Annotated in this window: 14 protein-coding genes; 10 read left to right on the top strand and 4 right to left on the bottom strand. The window is 61.7% G+C overall.

Annotated elements, in window-relative coordinates; genetic code table 11:
- Positions 1-16: 16 nt before the first annotated feature.
- The 3 genes from DPM33_RS11465 to DPM33_RS11455 all read left to right on the top strand — a co-directional run bounded on the left by DPM33_RS11465 (position 17) and on the right by DPM33_RS11455 (position 2,094).
- The gene (locus tag DPM33_RS11465) at positions 17-286 is read left to right on the top strand and encodes an EscS/YscS/HrcS family type III secretion system export apparatus protein (protein ID WP_112097534.1); all 270 of its coding nucleotides are present in this window, start codon (positions 17-19) and stop codon (positions 284-286) included.
- 9 nt (positions 287-295) lie between these two features.
- Entirely contained in the window at positions 296-1,111 is an 816-nt protein-coding gene (gene sctT, locus DPM33_RS11460) for a type III secretion system export apparatus subunit SctT (RefSeq protein ID WP_112097533.1), read from the top strand.
- Positions 1,112-1,203: 92 nt separating this feature from the next.
- Positions 1,204-2,094 (top strand): D-glutamate cyclase family protein, encoded by an 891-nt coding sequence (locus DPM33_RS11455; protein WP_245442081.1) that lies wholly within the window; start codon positions 1,204-1,206, stop codon positions 2,092-2,094.
- Positions 2,095-2,253: 159 nt separating this feature from the next.
- Here DPM33_RS11455 and DPM33_RS36165 read toward each other — a convergent pair whose 3' ends face one another.
- From DPM33_RS36165 to DPM33_RS11440, 4 genes are read right to left on the bottom strand one after another with little or no spacing between them, the layout of a single operon-like run.
- On the bottom strand, positions 2,254-2,427 hold the full coding sequence (locus DPM33_RS36165; protein ID WP_167449027.1) for a hypothetical protein: 174 nt from the start codon (positions 2,425-2,427) through the stop codon (positions 2,254-2,256).
- A 31-nt stretch (positions 2,428-2,458) separates the two neighbouring features.
- Positions 2,459-3,586, bottom strand: a complete 1,128-nt coding sequence (locus DPM33_RS11450) for a WD40 repeat domain-containing protein (RefSeq protein ID WP_112097532.1) — start codon at positions 3,584-3,586, stop codon at positions 2,459-2,461.
- Entirely contained in the window at positions 3,583-3,927 is a 345-nt protein-coding gene (locus DPM33_RS11445; RefSeq protein ID WP_112097531.1) for a hypothetical protein, read from the bottom strand. Before DPM33_RS11445 ends, DPM33_RS11450 begins: the two co-directional genes overlap by 4 nt.
- Positions 3,927-4,382 (bottom strand): hypothetical protein, encoded by a 456-nt coding sequence (locus DPM33_RS11440; protein WP_245442080.1) that lies wholly within the window; start codon positions 4,380-4,382, stop codon positions 3,927-3,929. Before DPM33_RS11440 ends, DPM33_RS11445 begins: the two co-directional genes overlap by 1 nt.
- A gap of 557 nt (positions 4,383-4,939) precedes the next feature.
- Between DPM33_RS11440 and DPM33_RS11435 the strand changes: the two genes are divergently transcribed.
- The 7 genes from DPM33_RS11435 to groEL all read left to right on the top strand — a co-directional run bounded on the left by DPM33_RS11435 (position 4,940) and on the right by groEL (position 12,877).
- On the top strand, positions 4,940-6,613 hold the full coding sequence (locus DPM33_RS11435; RefSeq protein WP_208648384.1) for an aromatic/alkene/methane monooxygenase hydroxylase/oxygenase subunit alpha: 1,674 nt from the start codon (positions 4,940-4,942) through the stop codon (positions 6,611-6,613).
- 105 nt (positions 6,614-6,718) lie between these two features.
- Complete coding sequence (locus DPM33_RS11430) at positions 6,719-7,777, top strand: NADH:ubiquinone reductase (Na(+)-transporting) subunit F (protein ID WP_112097529.1); 1,059 nt, start codon at positions 6,719-6,721, stop codon at positions 7,775-7,777.
- A 53-nt stretch (positions 7,778-7,830) separates the two neighbouring features.
- Positions 7,831-8,889 carry an aromatic/alkene monooxygenase hydroxylase subunit beta gene (locus DPM33_RS11425; RefSeq protein ID WP_112097528.1) on the top strand — a complete coding sequence of 353 codons (1,059 nt, stop codon included), beginning with the start codon at positions 7,831-7,833 and terminating at the stop codon, positions 8,887-8,889.
- 16 nt (positions 8,890-8,905) lie between these two features.
- Positions 8,906-9,274, top strand: a complete 369-nt coding sequence (locus DPM33_RS11420) for an MmoB/DmpM family protein (protein ID WP_112097527.1) — start codon at positions 8,906-8,908, stop codon at positions 9,272-9,274.
- Positions 9,275-9,343: 69 nt separating this feature from the next.
- The gene (locus DPM33_RS11415; RefSeq protein WP_112097526.1) at positions 9,344-10,366 is read left to right on the top strand and encodes an amidohydrolase family protein; all 1,023 of its coding nucleotides are present in this window, start codon (positions 9,344-9,346) and stop codon (positions 10,364-10,366) included.
- Between the two features lie 5 nt (positions 10,367-10,371).
- Complete coding sequence (locus tag DPM33_RS11410; RefSeq protein ID WP_112097525.1) at positions 10,372-11,169, top strand: iron-sulfur cluster assembly protein; 798 nt, start codon at positions 10,372-10,374, stop codon at positions 11,167-11,169.
- A gap of 76 nt (positions 11,170-11,245) precedes the next feature.
- A complete protein-coding gene (groEL, locus tag DPM33_RS11405) occupies positions 11,246-12,877 on the top strand; it encodes a molecular chaperone GroEL (protein ID WP_112097524.1) in 1,632 nt (543 codons plus the stop codon).
- The last annotated feature ends 28 nt before the right edge of the window (positions 12,878-12,905 follow it).

The raw sequence follows: 12,905 nt of genomic DNA, 5'->3' as shown, positions 1-12,905 counted from the left end.
CCGCCGGGGGTTTTGCATGAGCAATGATTTCATCCTGGCGAAGGTCCAAGGCGCGCTCCTCACGGTTTTGCTCGCCTCCAGTCCGGCCATCATTGCGGCGCTGGCCGTCGGCGTGCTCGTCGGCCTTGCCCAGGCGCTGACCCAGATTCAGGATCAATCGCTGCCGCAGACCATCAAGCTCGTCGTGATCATGCTGGTCATCATCGTCTTTGGGCCGCTGCTTGGCCAGCAGATCGCGCAGCAGGCCTCGACGGCGCTTGACGAGTTTCCCGTCGTCACCCGTTGAGATACGAGGATGCCGGTCGAACCGCTCTTCACTTCGGTCAAAGAGCTTCAATTCTATCTGCTGGCAGGCGCTTTCGCACTCGCGCGCATGACCGGGTTCATGCTGCTCATGCCGCTTTTCTCGCGCGTGCCGCTGTCAGGGCTTCTGCGCAGTGGTGTGGCGTTGGCGTTGGCGGTTCCGATCTTCCCGATGATCGTGGACAAGCTCACGGCTACCGATCTGCCGACGACGATGATCGTGCTGTACATGCTCAAGGAGATCGTGGTCGGGGTAACGCTCGGGCTGGCGATGGGCATCCCGTTCTGGGCCGCGGAAGCGGCGGGCGATATCCTGGATCTGCAGCGCGGCTCCTCGATGGGTGCGCTGATCGACCCGATGATGACGCATGAGACGGGGGCCACCGGCACCTTGCTCGCCATCATCATGGTCACGATCTACCTTGCAGCCGGAGGCCTGCAGCTTTCGTTGACCGGTCTCTACGACAGCTATGGCCTTTGGCCGATCGACCATCTTCTGCCTGTGTTCAGCAAGGACGCGGCTGGCGTCTTTCTCGGTCTGCTGAACCGCATCCTGGTGATGGCGCTGACCCTCGTTTTCCCACTCATCATCAGCATGCTCTTGTCCGACATTGTGCTGGCCTTCCTAGCGCGTGCCTCGCCGCACCTGAATGTTTTTGCGCTCTCGCTCGTCGTCAAGACATTGGTCTTCAGTCTCGTCTTCGTCCTCTACGCGGCTTTCCTGCTCTCTTACATCAACCGCGATCTCGGCTTTCTGCGCGAAGCAGGCCGGCAGATTGAAGCGATCGGCTGCCGCGATTGTCAGTGAGAGTCAGTATGTCTATGCAAAATTGCTAATAACTTAGAGTTTGCCACCCAATCAATAAATACAATTTATCGAAGAGGAAAGATTCTGGTAATTTGACAATCGGCTATCTCACCGATGATCTTACACTCTTTCGTGAAACGTGCATATTTCCGGAAGCCATGCCTCGCCAAGTCACTTCATTGTTCTATGACAATTTGCGGCTGGTCGATGCAGACAAACTGCGGAGGCTGGTTAGGACGGGGGCCTATGAAGGGCGTACAGGAGGGCTCGCGAGGGGCAAGCTTCAAGCCAACGTCGTGATTGTGCCCCGGCGCTTTGCCGGCGATTTCCATCAGTTTTGCCTCCGCAACCCCAAAGCCTGCCCATTGGTGGGGGTAAGCCGCGCCGGCAGCCCGTTGCTTCCAGCGCTAGGCGATATCGATATCCGCACCGATGCTCCGCAATACAATATCTACCAGTTTGGGGAGGTGATCCGTCAGAGGACAGATATCATCGACCTTTGGCGGGACGATTTTGCCGCCTTCGCGCTCGGCAGTGCGCTTACCGTCGAAGCGGCCCTCGTGGAAAAGGGCGTCAAACTCCGCAGCATCGGCTGCGGCAAGGCCCTCCCAAAGTTCCGGACCAAAATCATGACGCGCGGCGCAGGACCTTTTGGCGGCGAGATGGTCGTCTCCATGCGTCCCATAAGAGGGTGCGATGTCGACAAGGTTCGCGCCCTCACCGCACGCTTCCCGCTTGCCCATGGTTCTCCTGTCCATGTCGGGGACCCATCGATCATCGGAGTAAGAGACCTGATGGCTCCCGACTGGGGCGACGCGGTCGAGATCATGGAAGGGGAGGTCCCGGTGTTCTGGGCCAGCAGCCTGACCGCGCAAGATGCGCTTGCTCGCGCCGAACTTGCGATCTCGATCACGGTATCGCCAGGGCATATGTTGATCACCGACGTTGACGCAAAAGCGGACGCGGTGACCTTCAGGGTTTGATAGCAACGGTTTCGGCTTCCAGCGATACCATTGTCGTCAAGTCCCGAAGTTGGCGACCAAGAATTGGCGGAGCCGCGGCTCGCGGCTGCGCCCAGGATTACATTCGACGAGCTCTGGCGGGGCATGTCTCGGGTGGCCGGGTCGAAAGCGCCTCGGCATTCAATTCGTCTTCAGGGAACCCGCTCGGTTTTCGGCAATCCACCGTGCAGCCAGCACCAACGCTCCCATGCTGAAATCCTTGCCGTGCTTGGCCACCATCTCTTCCGATATTTTGGCGAGCCGTTCGAAAAATTCGTCCTTGCTCTTTTCCTCGGCTGTGAGTTCGGTTTGCATTCCATCCTCCTGTTAATGCGGATCGCCGCTGCTATTTGAAAAGCAGCGCCGGGAAGGTGATGATCGCGGCGGTGCCATCCGCCATGCCCGCGGCCAGATGCTGTCCGTCGCCGGACCAGGCCAGCGCGGTGATCGTGCTGCCGGAGAGCTTCACGACCAGTTCGTCCCGCGATCCGATATGGGCAACGGTGATACGGCCGTTGGCGTAGCCGGCGGCAATGATTTTTCTCTGCGGGTGCGCTGTCACCGTCTCGACTGGCACCAGCCCGGAGCGACCTGTCTCCAGCGCGCCGGACGTTGCGTCATGAAGCGGCGGGGCCGCCATCGACCAGCCGGCGACGCGGAAAGCGCCCGATGCAAACAGCGCATTCGCTGGTTGGCTCCAGCATACCGTCCGGACCGGCGAGGGGAAGCCTCCGACAACGCCCGATTGACCATCGGCCAGGCTGGCAAGGGCAAAGCCTCCGGTCTCGAGTCCGCATGCCAGCCATGAGCCGTCGCTGCTCCAGCTGAGCGACGTCGGGCCTGCCGGCGTCGGAAATTCGCGTATCGGCGCGAGATCGCCATCGACCGTCCAGATCGACACTCCCTTGCCGGAATCGAAGGCAAGTCGCTTCCCGTCCGGCGAGAAGGCAACCGCATGCGTCGATGACGACGCTGCCTGCTGCAGCTTCACCACATCATCATGGGCACGGGATAGGAAGACATCATGTCCATTGCTGATCGCCGTCCTGGCCGTCCCGGCGCTATGATCGATGGCGACGATCGGTCCCTCTATGTTGAGAAATGTCTGCGAGGCTTCGCCATCCGCCGCAAGCTGCAGTGCCTGGCCGGCCATCGTGCCGACAAGGAAGCCGGAGCGAAGATAGCTCGTGATCGGCACGTCGCCATCTCCCAGAGTTGAGGTGGCGATCAGTGGAGCCGGGGGCTTCTGGCGCGGTCGGATCGTCGCTTGTCCGAGGTCGCCGCTTACCCTGATCCTCGATTCCGGCGGCTCCTGATCAGCCACCGGCCCGATGGCGACGGTTCCATCGATGGAGGTGAATGCGACGGCAGAGCCATCGGCGCTGAAACAAGCGGCGGCGACCGCCGCCGGCCGCTGCCAGCTTCGCGCCAGAAGGTCGAACGGGCTGAGATTCTGTGTTGTTTGCTGGTTCACCGCGCGTCTCCCTCACTGCCGCTGGTTGCCCTCGCAAGCGCGCGGTCGACATCTGCGATCTCGCCCTCGATTGCCATGATGCGTTCCTCGCTCGTCATGCATGCCTCCCTCGCGGCCACGGCATTCTGCTCGGCGTCATGCAAATCCCGCACCAGTTGGATGCCGGCGCCGGTTCTGCCGATTTCGAGCTGCAGGCGCAGCACGTCCATTTCGATACCGGCAAGCTTTTGATTGAGCCGCAGGGCTTCGGCCGTGAGCGCCGAGACGTCGGCGACAAGGGCCAAGCGGCGAGTGGCCAGCACGGTCAGAGCAGCGGCGTGTCCTTTCTCCGAGCCGCCCATCACTGGCCTTCCACTGGCTTTTCAAACGCCGACAACAATCTCGGGAGACCATCGGCCTGCGCGTGAAACTGCTTCTCGGCGGTCTCGATATGGCTCTTCAACTGATCCCAGATATCGACGCGGATCATGGATGTCGTGTCGCCGGTGAGGCGCTCGATCTCTTCAACGCGAAACTGCCGCGAGAGCGAAACGCCGGAAAAGACGAAGTCGCGCAACAGGATCGCGTGGCTCTCGATGAACAGATGGATCATCGGATGCGTTTCGGCGGTCACGCCTCGGGCGGCAAGCTCGGCGCGGATGAAGTCCTGGAAGTGGCCTTGCAGGCGGTGCTGGCTCTCGCCCATGAAGCGCATGACAAAAACCAGATCGCGCGGCATCAGCCTGACGAGTTCGGCGCTCACGTCGTCCGGCTGGTTGGGCCCGGAACGGTCTGGGCTGTCATTGTCACTCGGCATCATCGTTCTCGGCTTTGCCTCTCGCCCGCGATCCGTCATCAAATAATGTACGAGGTTTCCGAAATGAATAGAGGCAAGATATTTTATTTATATTGCAATTGCTAACATTATATCGCAGTGCACAAGAATACGCTCAAATATTACATATGTAATATACAACTGTAAAATATCGTTACAGTTATTCGGATTTCGCCGGGTGGATATGGCTGTGATCTTGGCCCAGACGCTTATCGCAGGCACCTATTTCAACTTGGCACGGTGCTTGCTTCACCATTGGCATAAGAAGCCCATCGCGCTCTGACGCGGTGCCAAAAGAACGAAGGACCGGAGGAAGCAGCAGGACAAGCGCTTCGATACGCCCATCGCGGATGCGACTGGCGTGTCGCGGCTCCCGCAGACCCCCGAACACCTTTGCCGCGATCCACTTGAATGGCTGGACCCTGTGTCGCGCCTGAAGGCGCAACCCTTTGTCGTGCCGTTCGCCAACTCACTGGCGGCATTTGTGTGCCGTCCCATGCCTGGATCGAGGGATCCACGGCTCAACCTGGTGGAGGCTTATGACGATGTCGTCGTTGACACTTAACAAGATTACCTCGCAGCGCGGTATTTCCGTGGGCGAGGCGACCAAGAAGATTTCCGACCTCGGTTGGAACCCGACCTATGTCCAGGAAGCGATGACGTTTCCGACCGACTACAAGATCGCCAAGGCGCCGCGCGATCCGATGAAGCAGGTGCTGCGCTCCTATTTCCCCATGCAGGAGGAAAAGGACAATCGCGTCTATGGCGCGCTCGATGCGGCGCTGCGCGGCGACATGTTCCGCAATGTCGAGCCGCGCTGGGTGGAGTGGATGAAGCTCTTCCTCGCCATCATTCCCTTCCCGGAAATTTCCGCCGCCCGCTCGATGGCGATGGTGGCGCGGCTGGCGCCCGGCGAGGACCTCAGGACCGGCTTCACCATGCAGATGGTCGACGAGTTCCGCCACTCCACCATCCAGATGAATCTGAAGAAGTGGTACATGGAGAACTACATCGATCCGGCAGGCTTCGACATCACCGAGGAAGCCTTCGGCAAGTGCTACGCGACCACGATCGGCCGCCAGTTCGGCGAAGGCTTCATCACCGGCGATACGATGACGGCCGCCTGCATGTACCTGACCGTCGTCGCCGAGACCGCGTTCACCAACACGCTTTTCGTCGCCATGCCCTCGGAGGCCGCCCGCAACGGTGACTATGCGCTGCCGACCGTGTTCCTGTCGGTGCAGTCCGACGAGAGCCGTCACATCGGCAACGGCCACTCGCTGCTGATGGCCGCGCTGAAGGAACCGGAGAACCATCTGCTCCTGGAGCGCGACCTGCGCTACGCCTTCTGGCAGAACCACGCCATCGTCGACGCCGCCATCGGCACCTTCATCGAATACGGCACCACCAACCGCGACAAGAACAAGGAATCCTACGCGGAGATGTGGCACCGCTGGATCTACGAGGACTATTATCGCACCTACATGCTGCCGCTCGAAAAATACGGCATCAAGGTCCATCACGACGATGTCCAGGCCGCCTGGGAGCGCATCACCAAGAAGAACTACGTCCACAAGGTCGGCCAGTTCTTCGCCGTCGGCTGGCCGGTCAACTTCTGGCGCATCGAGGCGCAGACCGACAAGGACTTCGAGTGGTTCGAGCACAAATATCCGGGCTGGTATGCCGAGTTCGGCGATTTCTGGAAATGGTACGCCAAGCTCAGCCACAAGGGCGAGAAGGTGCTGCTGTTCAACAGCGATGTCGGCTACGTCTATCCGCACCGCTGCTGGTCCTGCCTGGTGCCTTGCCTGATCCGCGAGGACATGGTGGTCGACGAGATCGACGGGCAGTTGCACACCTTCGCCCACGAGCTCGATCGCTGGACCGCCGTCGAAGCCTTCGCCGACGAGTATCAGGGCCGTCCGACGCCCGCTATGGGCCGCTTCAGCGGCAAGCGCGAATGGGAGACGCTCTATGACGGCTGGGACCTCGCAGACGCGATCAAGGACCTCAACTTCGTCCGTTCCGACGGCAAGACGCTGATCCCGCAGCCGCACCTGCGCTTCGGCGCCGACGAGCAGTGGACGCTCGACGACGTGCGCGGCAACGTCCTCGGATCGCCGCTCAAGGCGCTTCGCGGCATGTCGCCGGCGGACCGCGAGAAGCACCTGGCCGAGTATCGGGCAGGCTTCACCATCACGCCGTTCAACTGACCATCCGTGCGCGGGGGGCCGGGTCCCCGACCCCCCGCTCCATCCAGAGGAAGGCCACTTCCCGCCCGCAAGGGCGGGGAACGGAGAGGAATTGGGAGGTTATCGATGACTGGTGCTCACACGGTGCGCCTGGAGCCGGTCGGCGTCGAGTTCGAGGTCGAAAACGGCGAGACAGTCCTGAACGCGGCATTCCGCCAGGGCATCGCGCTGCCGCATGGCTGCAAGGAAGGGCAATGCTCGGCCTGCAAATGCGTGCTGCTCGAAGGCGAAGTCGACATGCTGAAATATTCGACCTTCGCGCTCAACGACATGGAGAAGGAGAGCGGCCACGTCCTGTTGTGCCGGTCGATCGCCTATTCCGACATGCAGGTCGAGCTCCTCAACTACGACGAGGAGGTTCTGGCGAAATCAATCGCGGTGAAGACGTTCAAAGGCCGCATCTCGAAATTCGAGCATCTGACCCACGACATCCGCGGCATCGAGATCGAACTCGGCTCGCCGATAAAATTCTGGGCTGGGCAATATGTCGACATCACGGTCACCACGCAAAAAGGGGAGACGATTACGCGCTCGTTCTCCATGGCAAATACGCCGGACCAAACCCAAAAGCTCTGCTTCATCATCAAGAAGTATCCCGAAGGAAAATTCTCCGGAGAACTCGATTCCGGAGGAATTCGCGTCGGAGCCGAGGTCACCGTTGTCGGACCCTATGGAACCTGCTTCCGGCGGGAAGAACGGCAGGGCCCCCTGATCCTGGTCGGCGCCGGTTCCGGCATGTCGCCGGTCTGGTCGATCCTCAACGATCACCTGAAGAGCGGCGAGAAGCGGGACGTCTATTTCTTCTACGGTGCGCGGACGCCCGCCGACCTGTTCTATCTCGACAGGATCGCCGAGCTCGCCGGTCGCCATCCGGAGCTGAACTTCATCCCGGTTCTCTCGCACGTCAATGGCGAGGCATGGGACGGCGAGCGCGGCTTCGTGCACCAGAGCGTCGACGCCAAGCTCAAGCAACTCGCGGTCGACGGGCAGGGCGACGTCTACGCCTGCGGCCCGCCGCCAATGATCGATGCGCTGCAGCCCGTCCTGTTCATGAACGGCTTCGAGGCCGAACGCATCTTCTTCGACAGGTTCACCACATCGTCCAACGCCACCCCGGCCCATTGAGGCGTGCCGGAGCCGACGACTTTAGAGCAACTGCAACAAAGGGAGTGAAAACAATGGTAGCAACGTCGAGTTCAGTAGGATCGGGAGCCGCGGGCGCCGCGATCTTCGCCGATTCGGACAGCCGCAAATATCGGTACTTCGATCCGAAAGGTCAGCGCGCCACCCATTATGAGGATGTCACGGTCGACGTGCAGCCCGACCCGGAGCGCTACCTGATCCAGGACTGGATCATCAACTTCCCGGACGGCAAAGGCGCCTATGTCAAAGATAACACGGCCGCCAAGAGCTCGAACTGGCATGCCTTCCGCGCTCCCGACCAGGAATGGGAACGTACGCACTACCAGCGCCAGTCGAAGATCGAGACGATGGTGCAGAGCGTCATCACCAACGCCCGCCGGGCCGGCGCGCCGAAGACGTTCGACAAGGTCTGGGCCAAGCTCCTGCAGGCGCATCTCGGCGCGTGGAAACATGCCGAGTTTGGCCTGGGCACGTCGCTGATGCAGGCGCAGCGCTACGGCTACACTCAGATGATCAACAATGCGACGCTGACCAACTCTTCCTACAAGCTGAGGCTCGCCCAGGACATCACGCTCTATCTCGCCGAGATCGGCATGGACATCGCCGGTTGGGATGACGAGCTCGGCAAGAAGCACTGGCTCGAGGATGGCGTGTGGCAGGGCACGCGCGAGGCGGTCGAGACCATCATGGGCACGGCCGACTATCTCGAGCAATACTTCGCCATCAACATCGTGTTCGAGCCGCTGGTGGGCGAGCTGTTCCGCTCCGGCTTCCTGATGCAAGCAGCGGCGGCCAACCACGACTTCATCACGCCGCCGGTGATCTCGGCGGCTGAAGCCGACTACGAGCGCAACCTCGCCAACACCATCGACCTGATCTACCTGCTCGCCAACGACGAGAAGCACGGCGCGGCGAACAGGAAGCTGTTCCAGGGCTGGGTGAACAAGCACGGCGCGCTCGCCGACAAGGCAGCCACCGGCCTGCAGCCGATCTGGTCGATGCCGCATTCCAAGCCGGTTTCCTTCACCGACGTTCGCGCCCAATCCGAGGAACGGATCGGCCGGATCCTCGGCGAACTCGGCCTCAAGCGCTGAACAGGGAGAGAAGATCATGTCAGTAGCAGCACGCGACGCCTCGCAGTCCAACATCTTCAAGTCGATGAAGGACATCACCTTCGAGCAGACGATCTCGCACCAGTGCGGCGTCACCATGAACGACTCGGTCGAGGCCCGCGCCATCGCCGAATTCATGGGCAAGAAACCGGGGGTCATCGTCACCTATCAGCCGGCGATGATCCGCATCGACGGCAACGGCAAGCTGATCTTCAAGATGGACGAGATCAGCGAATATCTCGGGCGCGATATGACCGCCGAGATTTTCGAGGTCAACACCTCCACCCACTACGGCCGCATGGTGCGCGTCGACGACAACACCGTGATCCTGTTCGGCAACATGGACGAGGTCTTCGAATACATCTGAGGAAGCTCCGGCGCGCTGCCTGGGTGCGGCGCGCCGGCCCCATCAACAAGACGATTGCGGAGGCAAGAAATGTACAGGACACCGGAAGGCAAGGACATATTCGTGGTCGATGGCCACACCCACTTTTGGGACGGCAGCCCGGACAACCAGAAGAATATTCACGGCAAGCAGTTCATCGATTGCTTCTACGCCTATCACACCGGGCTGAGCCCGAAGGACCAGCTCTGGGAGAAGGGCAAGTTCGAGAAATACAGCGCCGACGATCTCTATCGCGACCTGTTCATCGACGGCCCCGACGACGTGGCGATCGTCCAGTCGACCTATCTGAAGGATTTCTACAAGAACGGCTTCAACACGATCGAGCGCAACGCCGAGGTGGCTAAGCGCTATCCGGAGCGCTTCATCGTCAACGGCGCCTTCGATCCGCGCGACGGCGAGAAGGCGCTCGAGTACATCCACTTCCTGAAGGAGACCTACGACGTCAAGGGCGTGAAGATGTACACGGCCGAATGGAACGGCGCCTCCAAGGGCTGGAAGCTGACCGACCCCGATGCCTACAAATGCTTCGAGCTGTGCGAGAAGCTCGGCATCAGGAACATCCACGTCCACAAGGGACCCACCATCATCCCGCTCAGCAAGGACGCCTTCGACGTGCATGACGTCGACCATGCGGCGACGGATTTCCAGGGCCTCAACTGGATCATCGAGCATTGCGGCCTGCCGCGCCTCGACGATTTCTGCTGGATCGCGACGCAGGAAACCAACGTCTATGGCGGGCTGGCCGTGGCATTGCCCTTCATCCACTCCCGCCCGCGCTATTTCGGCGAGGTCATCGCCGAACTGCTGTTCTGGATAGGGCCGGAAAAGATCCTGTTCGGCTCCGACTACGCGATCTGGACGCCCCGCTGGCTCGTCGAGAGATTCTGGGCCTACCAGATCCCGCAGGACATCGCCGCGGAACGTGGTGTGCAACTGACCGATGAGATCAAGGAAAAGATCCTCGGCCTCAACGCCGCGCGCCTCTACAACATCGACATCGAAGCGAAGAAGAAGGCGCTCGCAAGCTCGCCCTTCAGCATCGCGGCGGAGTAGGAGCCATGGCAACCGCCAGCGTTTCCGATAGCCGCGAGAAGGAACTCTGGCGGCGCCTGGGTGAGGTCAACGACCCGGAACTCGACGAACCGATCACCGAGATGGGCTTCGTCGAGCGGGCCGAGGTGAAGGGTGACGGCAGCGTGGAGGTCGATTTCCGTCTGCCGACCTATTGGTGCTCGCCCAATTTCGCCTTCCTCATGCTCGACGGAGTGCGCAGGGCGCTCGACCAACTCCCCTGGTCACCGGCCTATGCGGTCAAGTTGCACGACCATATGTTCGCCGACGAGGTCAATCGCGGCATCGAGGCCGGCAAGACATTCGGCGACATATTCGCCGAGCTGGCCGCGGATACGGATCTCGGCGCCGTGCGCGAAACCTTCAGCATGAAGGCATTCAAGCGACGCCAGGAGGCGGTTTTGCGCGGCCTGCGGCAACACGGCCTGACGGACCGGGAAATCGTCGGCATGGACCTGCCGGCATACGACGTCGCGCGGTTCGAACCGGGCGAAGCCGCGAAACAGAAACCCAGATACAGGGCGGCTCTGCTCGAGCGCTTTCCCGATCACCGGACGGATGGCCCGGTCTTCGTGACCTGGGACGGGCAGCACATACCGGCCGATGCGCTCAGCGCCTATCTCGCCGAACTGCGCGGCGTGCGCGTCAACATGGAGTTCAACGGCGCGCTTTGCCGTGGGCTCAAGCAGACCAGGTACAAGGAACTGGACGTGGTCGACGGCGAACCGACGCTCGTCGATTTCATCATGGACCGCGTGCCGGCGCGAAGCGCGCCGGTCACCTAAGCAGAACCGAAAGCAACGGCCTCCCTCGCACGAGGCCCCTAACCAACAACCCGCCCGTAAGGCGGAAGGAGGAATCATGGCCAAAATCATGCTGCACAATTCAGAGGCGCGTCGCGCCCTTGCCCGAGGCGTCTTCAGGCTGGCGACGGCCGTCGAGCCGACGCTCGGGCCCAAAGGCATGAACGCCATGATCGACCGGCCGATCGGGACGCCGATGGTGACGCGCGACGGCGTCAGCATCGCCTCCGAGATCGAACTCCACGATCGCTTCGAGAACATGGGCGCGCAAGTCGTCCGCGAAGTGTCGATGCAGACGAACGAGGTCGCCGGCGACGGCACGACGACCGCCATCGTGCTGGCAAACGCGCTGATCCAGGGCGGTATCGAAGCGAATGAGCGCGGCGCCAAGTCGGTCGATCTGTGCAGGGGCATCGAGCTCGCGGTCAAGGCGGTGGTGGCTGCTCTCAAGGCTTCCGCCAAGCCGGCCAAGGGCAACGGCATCCTCGCCTCCGTGGCAAACATCGCCGCGACCGATGCCAGGCTTGGCGCGCTGGTGGCGGAAGCACATCAGCGCGTCGGGGCGGAAGGCGTCATCACCACCGACTTCAGCGTCACCACCGAAACCACGCTCGACGTGGTCGAGGGTATGTCCTTCGACCGCGGCTACCTCTCGCATCACATGGTCACCGACCAGGAGAAGATGGAGGCCGTCTTGGAGCGGCCCTACATCCTGATGACGGATCTCAAGATCAAGGAGCCCAAGGCGCTCGAGACCGCGCGCCGCATCGCCGACGAGGCCGGGCGGCCATTGTTGATCGTGTCCGAGGAAGTGTCGCCGGAAGTCGTGGTCACGCTGCTCGGCAAGCAAGGACCTGGCAAATATCTCATCGTCCATCCGCCGGAATATGGCCACTGGCGCAAGGCAATGATGGAGGACCTGGCGATCATCACCGGTGGCAAGGTGATCGCCCGCGATCTCGGCGGCCGGCTTGAGGACATCACCGCCGAAGATCTCGGAACGGCCGACCGGGTAAAGACCAGCTCGTCCTACACCTCGATCATTCGTGGCGGCGGCGACCATGATGCGATCGCCTCACGGCGCGCGCAGGTGCAGCGCCAATATGAAGCCGCGCCGCCGAACATCGAGCAGGACAAGCTGCGCGAGCGTCTGGCCAAGCTGTCCGGCGGCACGGCGATCCTCTATGCCGGTGGCGTCACGCCGGTCGAGCAGAAGCGGACCATACAGCTGATCGAGGATTCGCTGAATGCGGTGCGCGCGGCGTCCGAGGAGGGCGTGGTCGCCGGCGGCGGCTCGGCGCTTGCCCAGATCGCGCCGTTGCTCGACAAGGTGGCGACCAGTGTCGATGGCGATGTCGCCGAGGGTGTGCGCCTGGTCCGCTCGGTGCTGACACGACCACTGTGGCGCATCGCCGCCAATGCCGGCGCCGATCCCGAGGCCGTGGTGACCGAGGTGACGCGTATCAACGGCGGCTACGGCTACAACGCCTCCGCCGGCAACTACCAGAACATGTTCGAAGCCGGGATCATCGACCCCGTCCGCGTCACCTATACGGCGCTCGCCAATGCGGCTTCCGTCGCGACGCTGATCCTGACCACTGAAACCTTGATCGGCGATCTCGCCGAGGATGAGGACCCGACGGCCGGGCCGGCACGCGGCGGCGGCTCCGAAAAGCTCGGCCGCGCCTGAACCAATTTCCGGACCTGAGAGGATACGA

It is taken from the genome of Mesorhizobium hawassense (assembly GCF_003289945.1).
GTDB lineage: Bacteria > Pseudomonadota > Alphaproteobacteria > Rhizobiales > Rhizobiaceae > Mesorhizobium > Mesorhizobium hawassense.
Note: the sequence above shows the minus strand (reverse complement) of the source record. Positions and strands in the feature narration are given on the sequence as shown.